12 protein-coding genes and 4 pseudogenes are annotated in these 15,181 nt (G+C 52.9%); 12 read left to right on the plus strand and 4 right to left on the minus strand.

Annotated features, from left to right (window positions below; all coding sequences use genetic code 11):
- The first annotated feature begins 662 nt into the window (after window positions 1-662).
- The 11 genes and pseudogenes from IB212_RS05625 to IB212_RS05675 all read left to right on the plus strand — a co-directional run.
- Window positions 663-890: a LuxR C-terminal-related transcriptional regulator gene (locus IB212_RS05625; RefSeq protein ID WP_223239746.1), complete on the plus strand. Its 228-nt coding sequence runs from the start codon at window positions 663-665 to the stop codon at window positions 888-890.
- 228 nt (window positions 891-1,118) lie between these two features.
- Window positions 1,119-1,391 carry a hypothetical protein gene (locus tag IB212_RS05630; RefSeq protein ID WP_041911020.1) on the plus strand — a complete coding sequence of 91 codons (273 nt, stop codon included), beginning with the start codon at window positions 1,119-1,121 and terminating at the stop codon, window positions 1,389-1,391.
- Window positions 1,392-1,541: 150 nt separating this feature from the next.
- The gene (locus tag IB212_RS05635) at window positions 1,542-2,144 is read left to right on the plus strand and encodes a hypothetical protein (RefSeq protein WP_041911019.1); all 603 of its coding nucleotides are present in this window, start codon (window positions 1,542-1,544) and stop codon (window positions 2,142-2,144) included.
- 346 nt (window positions 2,145-2,490) lie between these two features.
- Complete coding sequence (locus tag IB212_RS05640) at window positions 2,491-3,006, plus strand: fimbria/pilus periplasmic chaperone (RefSeq protein ID WP_041911018.1); 516 nt, start codon at window positions 2,491-2,493, stop codon at window positions 3,004-3,006.
- 79 nt (window positions 3,007-3,085) lie between these two features.
- Entirely contained in the window at window positions 3,086-4,210 is a 1,125-nt protein-coding gene (locus tag IB212_RS05645) for a P1 family peptidase (protein WP_041911017.1), read from the plus strand.
- Window positions 4,211-4,460: 250 nt separating this feature from the next.
- Window positions 4,461-5,607: pseudogene (locus tag IB212_RS05650) on the plus strand (IS3 family transposase).
- 16 nt (window positions 5,608-5,623) lie between these two features.
- Window positions 5,624-5,719: pseudogene (locus IB212_RS05655) on the plus strand (DUF1471 domain-containing protein); the annotation flags it as partial.
- Between the two features lie 216 nt (window positions 5,720-5,935).
- Window positions 5,936-8,119, plus strand: coding sequence for a TonB-dependent siderophore receptor (locus tag IB212_RS05660; RefSeq protein WP_041911014.1), 2,184 nt, complete (start codon window positions 5,936-5,938; stop codon window positions 8,117-8,119).
- Window positions 8,120-8,247: 128 nt separating this feature from the next.
- Window positions 8,248-10,221: a PhoX family phosphatase gene (locus IB212_RS05665; RefSeq protein ID WP_028012236.1), complete on the plus strand. Its 1,974-nt coding sequence runs from the start codon at window positions 8,248-8,250 to the stop codon at window positions 10,219-10,221.
- A 102-nt stretch (window positions 10,222-10,323) separates the two neighbouring features.
- Window positions 10,324-11,712, plus strand: coding sequence for a phenylalanine transporter (pheP, locus tag IB212_RS05670; protein ID WP_041911013.1), 1,389 nt, complete (start codon window positions 10,324-10,326; stop codon window positions 11,710-11,712).
- A gap of 158 nt (window positions 11,713-11,870) precedes the next feature.
- A pseudogene (locus IB212_RS05675) lies at window positions 11,871-12,602 on the plus strand (DDE-type integrase/transposase/recombinase); the annotation flags it as partial.
- A 435-nt stretch (window positions 12,603-13,037) separates the two neighbouring features.
- Here the strand turns inward: IB212_RS05675 and IB212_RS05680 are convergent.
- Both IB212_RS05680 and IB212_RS05685 read right to left on the minus strand, forming a co-directional pair.
- Window positions 13,038-13,262 (minus strand): hypothetical protein, encoded by a 225-nt coding sequence (locus IB212_RS05680; RefSeq protein WP_051486129.1) that lies wholly within the window; start codon window positions 13,260-13,262, stop codon window positions 13,038-13,040.
- A complete protein-coding gene (locus IB212_RS05685; protein ID WP_051486127.1) occupies window positions 13,250-13,444 on the minus strand; it encodes a hypothetical protein in 195 nt (64 codons plus the stop codon). The genes IB212_RS05680 and IB212_RS05685 overlap by 13 nt, the downstream gene beginning before the upstream one ends.
- Between IB212_RS05685 and IB212_RS05690 the strand changes: the two are divergent.
- Window positions 13,419-13,604 (plus strand): annotated as a pseudogene (locus tag IB212_RS05690) (serine hydrolase); the annotation flags it as partial. The gene IB212_RS05685 and the pseudogene IB212_RS05690 sit on opposite strands and share 26 nt — an antisense overlap.
- An 89-nt stretch (window positions 13,605-13,693) precedes the next feature.
- On the opposite strand, the gene IB212_RS05695 reads toward IB212_RS05690, so the two are convergent.
- Together IB212_RS05695 and IB212_RS05700 are read right to left on the minus strand one after the other, a co-directional pair.
- Window positions 13,694-14,173, minus strand: coding sequence for a type VI secretion system tube protein TssD (locus IB212_RS05695; protein WP_051486125.1), 480 nt, complete (start codon window positions 14,171-14,173; stop codon window positions 13,694-13,696).
- A 203-nt stretch (window positions 14,174-14,376) separates the two neighbouring features.
- Window positions 14,377-15,084, minus strand: a complete 708-nt coding sequence (locus IB212_RS05700) for a hypothetical protein (protein WP_041911011.1) — start codon at window positions 15,082-15,084, stop codon at window positions 14,377-14,379.
- Between the last annotated feature and the right edge of the window lie 97 nt (window positions 15,085-15,181).

Here is a 15,181-nt window from a genome sequence, read left to right on the forward strand (position 1 = left end):
TATACCTAAAACCGAAGTGCTCGTGAACGGGGACCACGACGTGGGAGTGGGATATCCGCAGCCGTGCTCGTAGTGAACCCGTCGACTGTACGTAAACTTTTAGAAGTGAGGGGGAGCAGGAGTGGCGATCCGGGAGAACTTTCCACCCGATCGTGTCCGTAGCGAGCCTGTATAACTGCGCCAACACATCACCGATGAAGCCTGCCGTTGTGCAATGGGCATCGATCTTTTTAGTGGCGTAATCAATGCTGGAGGTAAGCGGGGTGATAGGCGATCTGGCAACACGTGGTGAGATCTCGTGGGCCTATGGGAAGCTGTATATAGTCGACCGAGACCAGTACTGGGTCCAGGGGGTGCTCAAGGCGGTGTCACACTACCAGGACACGACTTATCGGTGGCGGCGTGGGACCAAAGCATTCCCTGCAGATGTGACTGGGGTCACGATCATGGCCTCGGACAGATTGTTCAAAATGCAGCATGGTAGCCGCCTTGGCAACGTACTGTGGCTTCCTGTCCGGGATAAAGGCAGGAATGGGACGACAGTCCAGCCCCTCGGTGGGTGTAATACCCGTACGATTTATAGGTGTGACCGTGTGGATACCGTTATTGAAAAGCTGGTGATAGCGTCTCGGGACCGTGAACATGGGATAGAAGGGCGAGAAATGTACCGACCACCCCAACACACTGCGTTTACCTCACAGGAACAGTGTGTCATTCGCCTAATTGGCTGTGGCCTCGCTCCTAAGGCGATCGCCCGTGCTTTGGGCATCCATCCGAAAACCGTCAGCGCCCATAAATGTAACGTGATGCGTAAATTGGGCCTGCGCAGGACTCAGGATGTATATCGCTGGCTGCAGCTTAGCGGCTTAGTGGGACTAACGAGTAAATAACATGATTAAACCATTGCCCGTTGCCGTTCATGGTCTGTTGTTGCTGGCGCTGGCCGAGTCAGAAACAGTGGTTAACCTGGTGCGTGATAAAACAGGGGTTGCGCAGCAATAGTTGGGCGAGAAATTCATGTCTGCTTTCAAGCAAAACAGGGTTTAGCTCAGTCTGCACCCGGCTTCTGGTATCAAATTAATTATGCCGGCGACGATCCCATCGCCGCCGACGCCGTTGTGGCGTTGGTGGTAACGGAATCGCTGGCGGACGGTATGGTGATCCACGACATGGATAGCGTGGGCAATGTGCTTTCCCTGCTGCTCAGTACTTATCCGCCACTGTTTAGAGCGGCGCTGGGGCATTTTCGTAACCACGGGACGCTGACCATGGTGGTGCCGGCTGAACTGGCTTACGGCGAAGCGGGATACCTGCCAAAATCCCGCCCTATGCCACTACGGTATATGAACTCTGTGTGGTTGATATCAAGCTGTAAACATGTTGATTTATGACTGGCGTAATTTAACCTCCTGCAGGTTTTAAATAATTAATGAGGGAACGATTTATTATAAATGGGGGGTAATGGTGGCAGGAGTGGATGAGTGTGGGAAATAGCATGGTTTGTTATTTATTTAAATAAATAAAAGCGAAAGGGATATCTGATGAAGCAGATTTTATGGCGCCTGTATGGAATATTTATGTGTGTATCTATTGCCCATGCCTCCCCTCCATTATCAGAATTTTCTGTCAAGGGTGAATTTAAATCATCGCAGTGCACTATACAGCCTCCTAAGAATGGAGATTACGATATGGGGAAAGTGTCAGACAAGGCTAATCTAGATGGCCGAAATTTGTCTGGCATGAAGCAAACCTGGCGTGTCATTTGTGAAGCAGACATGATGATGCATGTCACTCCGAAAGATAATCGTGTGGGAAAAGGCCGTGGCGCAAACCCAGAGCGGTTTGGATTATGGACGGGAGACGGCATCGGCACTGTGGGGTTTTACTATCTGGAGTTTACGGACGCCAGTGTGGATAGTGCTCCAGCGAAAATGCAAATGGCGGATAGTACGATGTGGCGTGCGCAGACTGGCAGAAGCCTGACCTGGATAAAAGAGAATGGTGAACCGGCAAATGGAAAGATGTTTTCTGTAAATATTACTGTTCTTCCACAAATATCAGGCTTTAATGTGATGAAAGAGGAACGTACCGAGAAAGTCAATTTTGGCGACTCGGTAACGCTAAGTTTTAACTATGGGGTTTGAATGTGTGAGGTAACAAGGTAGTAAAGGTGATGATATTGGGTTCGGAGTGGATGTTATAACGGAAAAAACGCACAGAGTTTTCGAACAATCTTCAGACGACCACCCCGTATAGCTGGGTGAGCGGTGGGCTAACGCAAAATAGCCAGGGGGCCGTTCGTTTAGCCTTGGATCATTCGGTGTGCTGGCCTATGCGAATGGAGCGGCAGTGATGTCGCCAGTACATGCTGGGGAAACGTTTGGAGTGTTACATACGATGGGCGCATAGGCATGCAACTATACGCGCCCGGTAGCTGGATCATTACCACGGATTTTCAGGGGAATGCATTGCATCACTCATAGCCAGAGTATGAACAGACCAACGTTCTGGTTAATATCCAGGCTTTTACCACTCAAGCGTATATTGATCTATCCCCCGATTACCCGTATCGATGCCGGGCAAAGCCAGCAGGTCAATTTTGTCTTAAGAAAAGGTAAGCCGCTAACGCATGAAGTGATGCTGAAAGCATCCTTCGAGGGAATCATGCAGACGACAGAAAATAGTACACAGATGCCTGTAAGGCAAAGCATCGGCTTTATCGTGCAGCCGGCCGCTGTGGCGGTGAGTAAAACGCCTTGGGATGCACTGACTTTTCAGATGGAAAGTGGGGAGCTGGTGATGCGCAATACAGGACAAAGGGTTGTCCGAATGGTACCGACTTTGCAATTGAACCCAACCAATACGCAGCTTGCTCAGGATGAATACTACCTGATGGCGGGTGAGACGCGCAGATTTAAGGTTGCGAACGCGCCAATTTCGGTCACTTTTACACCGCTAAGCAGATATGGTTTTAAGCTTGATGATGTCACTATACTGGTGAAGTAAATCCGAATAGCCATATAGCAGAAAAGTTGCGGCCCTGATAAAAGAGCACTGTCATTTTACATGAAGAAGGAACATCACTATGCCGCGTGTGCAAGATTTAGGAATCACTATTGGACTTGGCGAACGAGGCCCGCTTAATGCCATCACCGATGTACCGGGTGTGCGTGTCGGCCATGCCACGATTAATGCAAATTTAGCTGACGGCCGTGGGGTGCATACCGGCGTGACGGTGATCGAACCTCGACCAGGGCTGGCCCGCCAATCCCCTTGTTTTGCCGGGGTGCACGTGCTGAATGGCAACGGCGATGCAACGGGATTGGAGTGGATCCGCGAAGCAGGGCTGTTAACCAGCCCCATCGCTTTTACCAATACCCATAGCGTTGGCGTGGTGCGTGACAGCCTAATCGCACTGGAGCGAGAAATGCTGCCGCCGGACGATAAGGCCGTTTACTGGAGTATGCCAGTGGTACTGGAAACATTCGACGGCTTATTGAATGATATTAATGGGTTTCATGTAAAACCCGAACATGTGCGGCAAGCTCTGCTTGCTGCCAGTTCAGGTTTGCCGCAAGAAGGGGCTGTCGGCGGCGGTTGCGGCATGATTTGTCATGAGTTCAAGGGCGGCATTGGCACGGCATCGCGCCGCTTGCCAGTCGAACAGGGAGGCTGGACCGTCGGCACTATCGTACAGGCTAACCACGGCAAACGTGATGCCCTGTTGGTCGGCGGATATCCTGTGGGGCGGAAGCTGACGGACGAGCATTCGCCTTTTAACACCATGTTGCCCTATCCTGGTATGGGCTCCATCGCCGTAGCGCTGGCAACCGACGCGCCATTGTTGCCGCATCAGTGCGCGCGGTTGGCTCAGCGTGCTGGTATTGGCATTGCGCGTACGGGAGGGGGAACGGAAGATTCCAGCGGTGACATTTTTATCGCTTTCTCTACCGGCAACGAAGGTCTGCCTCCGGCAGATTACGGCAGCAAAGGTAGCCTGACCACACCAGTGGAAATGGTTAACAATAGTGCTATCTCTGAATTATTTGTGGCTGCGGCAGAGGCTGTTGAGGAAGCTATCATCAACGCTTTGCTCGCTGCGGAGTCGATGGTCGGCAATCGGGGCTATCATGCTGAGGGGCTAAGTGCGGAAACATTACTGGCGGCGCTTAAGGCTAGCGGCTGGCAAGGCACTGCGGCAAACACATAACTGCTGAGTATCTGGTCATCGATTGGAGTGCGCCACAGACGTAGACGTGCTCACTTGGTGGCAACTTAGGGCTCTGCGTATAATCGTGTGTGCCTCCCCAACCCTATAGACAGATAGACAGGTTGAGAACGTCTGGTTGGGGGGACCGTCGGGCTGGTGCGTCTATCTGGGCGAAGGCATTCCATGTTGAATCGCCACGGGTTTAATAGACACCCCGGAGTCATTTAAGATGGCTTAAAGAGAGGTGCCCATGAGCGGTAAGCGTTATCCCGAAGAATTTAAAATTGAAGCAGTCAAACAGGCTGTTGATCGTGGTCATTCTGTTTCCAGCGTTGCAACACGTCTCGATATCACCACCCACAGCCTTTACGCCTGGATAAAGAAGTACGGTCCGGAATCTTCCACTAATAAAGAACAGTCAGATACTCTGGCCGAGATCCGCCGTCTCCAGAAAGAGCTGAAGCGGGTTACCGACGAACGGGACATATTAAAAAAAGCCGCGGCGTACTTCGCAAAGCTGTCCGACTGAGGTACGCCTTTATCCGTGACAACACCTGTTGCTGGCCTGTTCGCCTGCTCTGTCGGGTGCTGGATGTTCATCCCAGTGGCTTTTACTCCTGGCTTCAGCAGCCGCATTCACAACGCCATCAGGCAGACCTGAGACTGACAGGACAGATCAAACAGTTCTGGCTTGAGTCTGGCTGCGTTTATGGTTATCGCAAGATCCATCTGGACCTGCGGGATAGCGGGCAACGGTGCGGAGTGAACAGAGTCTGGCGACTGATGAAGCGTGCCGGGATAAAGGCTCAAGTCGGATACCGGAGGCCGCGGGCACGCAAAGGCGAGGCCAGTATCGTGTCGCCCAACAGGCTCCAGCGACAGTTCAATCCGGATGCTCCGGATGAGCGTTGGGTAACGGACATAACCTACATCAGGACCTACGAAGGCTGGCTGTATCTTGCCGTGGTTGTTGATCTGTTCTCACGCAAAATTATCGGCTGGTCCATGCAATCCCGGATGACAAAGGACATTGTCCTGAACGCACTGCTGATGGCTGTATGGCGGCGTAATCCCCAAAAACAAGTGCTGGTTCACTCGGATCAGGGCAGTCAGTACACAAGTCATGAGTGGCAGTCGTTCCTGAAATCACACGGCCTGGAGGGCAGCATGAGCCGTCGCGGTAACTGCCACGATAATGCGGTTGCAGAAAGTTTTTCCAGTTATTGAAACGCGAGCGGATAAAGAAAAAGATCTACGTAACGCGGGAAAAAGCCCGCAGCGATATTTTTGATTACATCGAAATGTTTTATAACAGTAAGCGTCGGCATGGTTCTAGCGATCAGATGTCACCGACAGAATATGAAAACCAATATTATCAACGGCTCAGAAGTGTCTAGATTATCCGTGGCGATTCAAGCAGACAAACAAGGCGTTGATGTGCTGGTACTGACTTCCGGTAATACCAACAACAAAATTCACGGCACAGTCGATATCTACAAGAAAAAATAATGTTATTGCAGCCACCCCTAATGCGGGGTGGCTGTTCTCGTCCTGCTCCTCGCCATCTTCCTCCCATTCTGATTAACCTCTTTTCGCGACCAGAAATGTGCGGTTACACTTGATAACGCATGTATAATGCGTATAGTTCTCATTTGCATTGCATTTAACACCATTCTAAGGCCCGTCCACGGGCTATTTTTGCGCGCACTTTCAAACGAGTTAACGATGAACAACACCAAAATGCACAAAACGCTGCTGGCGCTCGCCATTGGCGCGGTTACACATTCCGCCTGGGCGGCAGAGGATAAAAAAGAAGACACCATCGTTGTGCAGTCTGCACCTGCCGGCGACTTTAAACCCGGTGGCGACCAGCTGGTGCCGGCCTTCCTTGACGGACAGGTGGCGAACGGCGGGCGAATGGGGATGCTCGGGCAGCAGAACGCCATGGACGTGCCGTTCAATATCATCAGCTACACCTCAAAACTGGTGGAAGATCAGCAGGCGAAAACCATTGCTGACGTGGTCGCCAACGACGCGGGCGTTCAGTTTGTGCAGGGTTACGGCAACAGCGCGGAAACCTTCCGCATTCGCGGCCTGAAGTTTGACGGCGACGACATGACCTTCGGTGGCCTCTCCGGCGTGCTGCCGCGTCAGGTGGTGGATGCCCAGATGGTTGACCGCATTGAGATCTTCAAAGGGGCCAACTCCCTGATGAACGGCGCGGCAAGCTCGGGCGTGGGCGGGATGATTAACCTTGAGCCAAAGCATGCCGGGGAAACGCCGCAGGCGAAAGTGGGCGTGGACTACACCTCGGATTCCCAGATTGGCACCACGCTGGATGCGGGGCGTCGCTTTGGCGATAACGACCAGTTCGGCGCGCGCGTGAACCTCGTGCATCGTGAAGGCGAAACCGGCGTACCGAACGACCGCCGCCGCACCACGCTGCTCTCCACCGGCCTGGACTACAAAGGCGACCGCTTCCGCACCTCGCTGGATCTGGGCTATCAGAAGAAAACCTTCCACGGCAGCCCGACCAGCGTCAACATCTCGGCGGTGGACTTCGTGCCTGAACCGCCGAAGAACGATCGTAACTTCTCGCAGAAGTGGGCCTACAGCGATATCGAAAACGAGTTCGGGATGTGGCGCAGCGAGTACGACATCACCGACAGCTGGACCGCCTATACCGGCCTCGGCGCGCAGCACGCGCACGAAGAGGGGATCTACAGCGCGCCGAAGCTGGTGGACAAGAGCGGTAACGCAACGGTCAGCCGTCTGGATACCAACCGCATCAGCGATTCCGTCAGCGGGATGGCGGGCATTCGCGGCAACTTCAACACCGGCTTCGTCTCGCACAAGGTCAACGTCGGGTACTCCGCAATGACCAAAAACGAAAAAATCGCGTGGAAAATGTCGGCGGCGAAGGATAACCCGACCACCAACATCTACCACAACACCGGCGTGGATATGCCGGACAGCACCAACTTCAACGGCTCCGGCGGTAAATACAGCGATCCGCTGACCAGCGGGCGCACCCGCACCCAGGGCTGGCTGCTGAGCGATACCCTGGGCGTGCTTGATGACAAGCTGCTGTTCACCGCAGGCGCGCGCCATCAGAAAGTGGTCGTTCGCGGGTATAACAAAATTACCGGCGCAGAGAACGACGCGGACGGCTTCGACGGCAGCCGCTGGATGCCAACCTACGGCGTGGTTTACAAACCGTGGGAAGAAATTTCCCTCTACGCCAACCACACCGAAGCGCTGCAGCCGGGCAAAACCGCACCTAACACCGCCACCAACTACGGCCAGAGCACCGGCATCGTTCACTCTAAGCAGAACGAAGTGGGCGTGAAGGCGGACTTCGGGCGCGTGGGCGGTTCTCTGGCGCTGTTTGAGATTAAAATGCCCTCGGCGATCCTCGATGCTAACAACCACTACGGCCTGGATGCGGAGCAGCGTAACCGTGGCGTGGAGCTGAACGTCTTCGGCGAGCCGATGCTCGGGATGCGTCTGAACGCCAGCGCCACCTGGCTGCAGGCGGAGCTAACCAAAACCAAAAACGGCGTGAACCAGGGCGTCGATGCGATCGGTATTCCGAACTTCTACGCCGTGCTGGGCGCGGAGTACGACATCAAGCCGGTTGACGGCCTGACAGCGACCGCGCGCGTGAACCACTCCGGCACGCAGTATGCCGATCTCGCGAACAACAAAAAGCTGGATAGCTACACCACGCTGGATCTGGGCATGCGCTATCGCTTCGCGGTGAACCACAACGCAAACCAGATGACCGTGCGCGCGGGCATCGACAACGTGACCAATGAGAACTACTGGGCCAGCGTGGACGATTCCGGTACCTACATCACTCAGGGCGAACCGCGAACCTTTAAGGTCTCGGTGGGCTACGAGTTCTAAGCGTTCCAACTCGTTATCCGGGGCACGGATGCCCCCATCCTTCCGTCATCGTGTTATAAAATTGTAATAAAAGCTTCTTACACTGGTCGCCAACTCTTTTACCTCTTGGCCAATGACAGGAAGCCGCTATGGGCAGACCCCTCAAATCCGTTTTTAAAAAAGAACATCGCGACGACATCGCTAACCGCAGCGCAAACCCGGTATTCTCCGAGGTGGCAGAGGTGTTTCTCTCCCGCCGCCGTTTTCTCCAGATGGGGGCCGTTGCGGGGGCCGCCGTATCATTCCCGTTTCTGATCAAACCTGAGAACGCCATTGCCGCGGTATCGAAGCCTTCCGCGCTGGCAAAAGCGGTTTCCCTGGGCTTTACCAGCATCGACGTCTCCACCGAAGATACGGTCAGGGTGCCGGAAGGCTATATTGCCCGCCCGTTCTATCGCTGGGGTGACCCGACGGGGATCAAAAACAACATGCCGGCCTTTAAGCCGGACGCCAGCAACACCACGGACGAACAGGCCGTGCAGGCGGGCATGCACCACGACGGCATGGCGTGGTTTAGCCTGCCGCAGGGAGAGCAAAACCCGGAGCATGGCCTGCTGGCGATGAACCATGAATACATCGACAACGGGATGCTGTTTACCGACGGTACGGCGAACTGGAGCCTCGACAAGGCCCGCAAGGGGCAGAACGCGATGGGCGTCTCGGTGGTGGAAGTGAAAAAAGCGGGCAGCGACTGGCAGGTGGTACGCCCGTCTTCATATGCCCGCCGCATCACCGTCAATACGCCGATGCAGCTTACCGGCCCGGCGCGGCATCAGGACTTAATGAAAACCGCCGCCGACCCGCAGGGGGAGCGCGTGCTGGGCACCATGCAAAACTGCGCCAACGGCCACACGCCGTGGGGCACCTATCTCACCTGCGAGGAAAACTGGTCGGATATTTTTGTCAAAAAAGCCGATCTCAATCCGCTGGAAAAACGCTACGGCATCAGCGACAGCGATGAATCCTACCGCTGGAACGAGGTGGACGAGCGGTTCAGCGTCGATAAAACTCCTAACGAACCCAACCGTTTCGGCTGGGTCGTGGAGATCGATCCCTACAACCCCACCTCCACACCGCGCAAGCACACCGCGCTCGGTCGCTTCAAGCATGAGGGGGCAGCCGTCACGCTCGCCGCCGATAACCGCGTGGTGGTCTACATGGGGGACGATCAGAAGTTTGAGTACATCTATAAGTTTGTCTCGGACAAAAAATACGATCCCGCGAACCGTGAAGCCAATATGCAGCTGCTGACCTCCGGCACGCTGTACGTCGCCAGGTTCAACGAGGACGGGAGCGGAGACTGGCTGCCGCTGATCTTCGGGCAAAATGGCCTGGATAAGAGTAAAGGGTTTGAAAGCCAGGGCGATCTGCTGATTAAAACTCGCCTGGCGGCCGACGCGGTGGGGGCGACCAAAATGGATCGCCCCGAATGGATAGCCGTCGATCCGCACGCCAGCGGCAGCGTCTACTGTACGCTCACCAACAACAGCGATCGCGGGAAAGAGGGGAAAGCGCCGGTGGATGCCGCCAACCCGCGCGCCAACAACGTGTTTGGGCATATCATGCACTGGCACGAAGACGGCGCGGACCCTGCTGCCGCACGCTTTAAGTGGGATATTCTGGTCATGGCCGGACGCACCGACGGCGACGATCCGAAGGCCAAAGGCTCCATGCAGGGCGCGGCATTCGGCAGTCCGGACGGACTCTCTTTCGATCATCAGGGCGTCCTGTGGATCCAGACCGACGTCTCCTCCAGCACCATCAATAAGAAAGCGTACGAGGGGATGGGCAATAACCAGATGGTGGCGACCATTCCGGGCACCAACGAGTATCGCCGTTTCCTGACCGGGCCGCGCGGGTGTGAGATCACCGGCATTGCGTTTACGCCGGACAACCGCACGCTGTTTATCAACATTCAGCACCCAGGGGAGGGCGGGGATGATATTACCGATCCGGCCAATCCGCGCGCCGTCTCCAACTGGCCGGACGCCAGTCCGAACGGACGCCCGCGATCGTCCACGGTGGTGATCGTGAAAGCGGACGGCGGAATTATCGGGTCGTGACGTTTATCCGCCGGGCGCACGCGCTGGCCCGGCGTTAAGCTTGCTACCACCAGCATGAAGTGTTAAAACGTGCCCCTTCTAAAAAAGAGACAGGGGTAGGGCGTGAAAGACGCGTCATCCGCTTCAGGCCATGGTCGCGCTGAAGCCTCGTCGGATCAGAATCCGACGCTGCAACGTGGTTTGCAAAATCGACATATTCAGTTAATTGCCCTCGGTGGCGCAATCGGTACTGGGCTGTTTCTCGGCATCGGCCCCGCCATTCAGATGGCCGGTCCGGCGGTTCTGCTGGGTTACGCTATCGCCGGGATTATCGCCTTCCTGATCATGCGCCAGCTCGGCGAGATGGTCGTTGAAGAGCCGGTGTCAGGCTCCTTCGCGCACTTTGCCTATAAATACTGGGGCCCGTTCGCAGGCTTCCTCTCCGGCTGGAACTACTGGGTGATGTTCGTGCTGGTGGGGATGGCGGAGCTGACCGCTGCAGGCATCTACATGCAGTACTGGCTGCCGGACGTGCCCACATGGATCTGGGCGGCGGCCTTCTTCATCATCATTAACGCCGTTAACCTCGTCAACGTGCGCCTGTATGGTGAAACCGAGTTCTGGTTTGCGCTGATTAAGGTGCTGGCGATTATCGGCATGATCGGCTTTGGCCTGTGGCTGCTGTTCTCCGGCCACGGCGGCGAGCGGGCCACTATCGACAACCTTTGGCAGCACGGCGGCTTCCTGGCGACTGGCTGGAAAGGGCTTATCCTCTCGTTGGCGGTGATTATGTTCTCCTTCGGCGGTCTGGAGCTGATTGGCATTACCGCGGCCGAAGCGCGCGACCCGCACAAAAGCATTCCGAAAGCGGTCAACCAGGTGGTGTACCGTATTCTGCTGTTCTATATCGGCTCGCTGGTGGTGCTGCTGGCGCTTTACCCGTGGGTGGAAGTGAAGTCCGACAGCAGCCCGTTCGTGATGATTTTCCACGATCTCAACAGCAACGTGGTGGCTTCGGCACTGAACTTTGTCATTCTGGTGGCCTCTTTGTCGGTGTACAACAGCGGGGTCTACTCCAACAGCCGTATGCTGTTTGGCCTCTCCGTACAGGGCAACGCACCGAAGTTCCTTACCCGCGTCAGCCGCCGCGGCGTGCCGGTGAATTCGCTGTTCCTTTCCGGCGCGATTACGTCTCTGGTAGTGCTAATTAACTACCTGCTGCCGAAACAGGCCTTCGGCCTGCTGATGGCGCTGGTTGTCGCCACGCTGCTGCTGAACTGGATCATGATCTGCCTGGCGCACCTGCGCTTTCGCGCGGCGATGCGCCGCAAAGGGCGCGAAACGCAGTTTAAGGCGCTGCTCTACCCGGCGGGGAACTACCTCTGTATCGCCTTCCTTGGGCTGATTCTGATGCTGATGTGCACCATGGATGAGATGCGACTTTCAGCAATGCTGCTGCCGGTATGGGTGGTGTTCCTGTTTATCGCGTTTAAGCTTTCACGCAAAAAGTAGCGCGGTTTTCTCCCTCTCCCTGTGTGCTGAGGGATCCCCAGTAAATAATGCCAGCACGGACGACCCCCTCTCCCTTGAGGGGGTACGGTCCGGGGACATAGTGAACACTTGTTCGGGGACATGGTAGACACTTACAACTAAGGCATAAGAACCCGTTTATGGAGTCGCTTATGCCCTGGGATGAGAGAGATACCATGTCATTACGTACCGAGTTTGTACTGTTCGCCTCGCAGGACGGGGCGAACATCCGTTTCCTCTGCCGTCAGTTCGGCATTTCTCCTGCCACCGGCTACAAGTGGCTTCAGCGCTGGGCTGAGGAAGGTGCCTCCGGTCTTCAGGACCGCTCCCGCGCACCTCATCATTCCCCGAACCGCTCATCTGACGACATCACGGCCCTGCTGCGCATGGCGCATGACCGTCATCAACGCTGGGGCGCCCGCAAGATTAAGCGCTGGCTCGAAGACCAGGGGCACCGTATGCCCGCCTTCAGCACCGTCCATAATCTGATGGCCCGTCACGGTCTGCTGCCGGGCGCATCACCGGGCGTTCCGGCTACGGGACGCTTCGAACATGACGCGCCGAACCGGCTCTGGCAGATGGATTTTAAGGGCCACTTTCCCTTTGGCGGTGGCCGCTGCCATCCGCTCACCCTGCTGGACGACCACTCCCGTTTTTCCCTGTGCCTGGCGCACTGTACCGATGAACGGCGCGAGACCGTGCAGCAGCAGCTGGTCAGCGTGTTTGAACGCTACGGCCTGCCGGACAGGATGACGATGGACAACGGCTCACCGTGGGGCGACACCACCGGCACCTGGACGGCGCTGGAGCTGTGGCTGATGCGCCACGGTATCCGGGTGGGGCACTCCCGGCCTTATCATCCGCAGACGCAGAGATTAACCCGCCCCTCTCCCACTGGTCGCGAAAAGGTATCTTTTCTGACCCGATATCAGGCAACCGGATTTTTTCCTCTATAGGCCCTCTCAAAGGGTTGTCTCAGTTGTCTCAAAAAGCATCTTTGCATTTTAAATCAGCCTGTTACGGGAACTTTCTGAGACAACACAGCCCGGTTTTGAGACAACACGTTAACATTTCTGAGACAGCTGCGGTGTGGGGGACCTTGTTGCTTAAAAAAAAAGCCAGCCAGAAACAGAAAAACGGAAAACAGATTTTTATGTTGGTTCAGAATAGCCCTTTGTTGTCTCAAAAACACCTGATGTTGTCTCAGTGTTGTCTCAATAAAAAAGATAAATAATTAATAATAAGGAATTATTTATTTTATCTCTTCTCTGAACCAACATAAAAACGGGGCTGCTAATGTGAATGCGCTATTCTGGCTTGCTGTCATCCACCAGCAGCACGGCATAGGCCCGTAGCTGTCGGTTGTTCATATGCTGGATGCGGGGCGTACGGCTCTGCCAGCTTCTGCCGCTGGCGGGCATTTTGAGCATCCCGGCTTCATACAGCACACGGGCGGCCTGGTTCACGTCAAACCCGTTCGCCAGTTCATCCTTAAACGGCGCGGGGAGCACGTAGAACGTTACAGGCTCCACGGTCTGGCGCCCTTGTCCTTATATCCGGCAAGGCTGTGAACGTTAAGCTGGCTCAGTTCGTCAAAATCAACGGGAATAAAGCGGCTGATGCTGTTTACCATCAAAAAGGCGGTGGCCTGTTCAATAATCTGTTCATGCTCCTTGTTGCCTGTGCCAAATGCATCCACGACACCGACATTCAATGTCTTAGCCAGCAAAGAAACGTATGGGCACACAGGATGGACAGGAACGCTAACGGCTATCGATCCTGTAAATCATATGGCTATCGTTATTCTTGGCAATAGACCGCATTCCCCGGTAGCTGACCCCACAAAAAATCCTAATGTATTTGTAAGTGGATGATTATCCGCAGCCACATACGGCTGGATAGTTGATCAGATATACGGCGCACTGAAGTAAATAAGAAAAGGGACTCTAATGAGTCCCTTATTTTATGCTATAGCCCGTTCATTCCATGAATCTTTAAACATTATATTCCCATCACAATATTTCCATTCGATAGATTCATAGCGAATCTCAACTTCTTCCATATGTTTACCTGCTACACCAAGTGGAAATAATACTGGAGAAATCCTTGTTATCTTTACATTTTCCAATATTATATTAAAATATTCTACCTCTATTCCTGCCTCATTAATCTTGTACATTTTAATCAGGGCTGACTTAAATATTCTACCCTGGCATACTCCTCTGAATAAGTAGGGGGTGAGTCGGTCAATTTCTTTTTCAAAAGTAATCGGGACATGTAGACGTGTTCCTGTAAGTTTTCCAGTGTTATGATCTGTGGGAATCCATATAGAATGATTGAAAGATTTGAGTTCTGTGGAACCCAATCGTGTAGGCATTAAACATTCACCGATTAAAGGTGAATCATTTTCATCGGTAAGCCAAATATGTGCTGGTATAGACATTTATTTTTTTCTCTCATAAAAAAATGAAAAATATAGGACAATAACAATTATAATCCCGACTACGGAAGTTGTAATAGCAGGATTATCAATATACTTTACAGGAATATATGATAATAAAATTATAACTAAAATAGTTAAGTACGTTTTCAATTGGAGGGTTAAATCATCAAAGATAAGCCTAAATATTTCTTTTAATATCTTTTTCATAGGCCAGCCATTCGTTTTAATGCATTAATTATATCAGCATTAGATGCTGTGCTTATATTTAAATAACCAACATCTAAAACTACTGGCTCTATTAGAAAGTACATCATTTCAAGGTTTTCCGAGTAAAGAGCATTATAGTACAGTGGCAGAAAATATTTTAAATTGTGTGCACTATCAGCAGCATGTTGAACCGTACCGTATGTACTTAATGCTATTAATCCCCCTGATGTAAGGCCTCCAATTTTTTTCATCATTGCACTTTGTATAACTCCATTGATTTTACTCCCGTAGCAAATGTATTTAACAACTGAATAGACTAGTGCAAACCTTGAAGCTTGCATAACTGAATAGTGTGTTGTAGGCGGCACAACTTTTCTAAGAATAATGTCTTTTTCACTTTCATTTTTACTTTTAAGCAACGTTTGCACATAAATTAATATCATCCTAAAAATTATATTTCTATGCTTAACAAGTTCATACAAACCTAGTAAAAAACGCTTATCCTCATTTCCAAGCTGTTTACAAACATCTTTATAATTTTCTGTAAAGCAGGAAGTGTAATAAAGTGCTCTTGTTGCACCATCACCGAGATTATTTACATATTCGATAAAACCATCTTTCACACCAGCCATAGCCTTATCTAATCTCACGGCTAATTCTTTGTTGGTTCCTATTTTGTTTATAATATCTTCACTGTAATACATAGTATGCCCCTTGGATTCGATACGTTGATCATCTTATACATAACGCATTGCTTATAGTGATCACGATCTCAATTCCAGGATGTATATAAAAAAAGCC

This window comes from Enterobacter sp. E12, from assembly GCF_014596715.2.
GTDB lineage: Bacteria > Pseudomonadota > Gammaproteobacteria > Enterobacterales > Enterobacteriaceae > Enterobacter > Enterobacter bugandensis.

Excerpts from the sequence above, each read along its gene's own strand:
- IB212_RS05625 (WP_223239746.1), top strand. The coding sequence starts at position 663 with ATGTACCGACCACCCCAACACACTGCGTTTACCTCACAGGAACAGTGT.
- IB212_RS05635 (WP_041911019.1), top strand. The coding sequence starts at position 1,542 with ATGAAGCAGATTTTATGGCGCCTGTATGGAATATTTATGTGTGTATCT.
- IB212_RS05640 (WP_041911018.1), top strand. The coding sequence starts at position 2,491 with ATGAACAGACCAACGTTCTGGTTAATATCCAGGCTTTTACCACTCAAG.
- IB212_RS05645 (WP_041911017.1), top strand. The coding sequence starts at position 3,086 with ATGCCGCGTGTGCAAGATTTAGGAATCACTATTGGACTTGGCGAACGA.
- IB212_RS05660 (WP_041911014.1), top strand. The coding sequence starts at position 5,936 with ATGAACAACACCAAAATGCACAAAACGCTGCTGGCGCTCGCCATTGGC.
- IB212_RS05665 (WP_028012236.1), top strand. The coding sequence starts at position 8,248 with ATGGGCAGACCCCTCAAATCCGTTTTTAAAAAAGAACATCGCGACGAC.
- IB212_RS05695 (WP_051486125.1), bottom strand. The coding sequence starts at position 14,173 with ATGTCTATACCAGCACATATTTGGCTTACCGATGAAAATGATTCACCT.
- IB212_RS05700 (WP_041911011.1), bottom strand. The coding sequence starts at position 15,084 with ATGTATTACAGTGAAGATATTATAAACAAAATAGGAACCAACAAAGAA.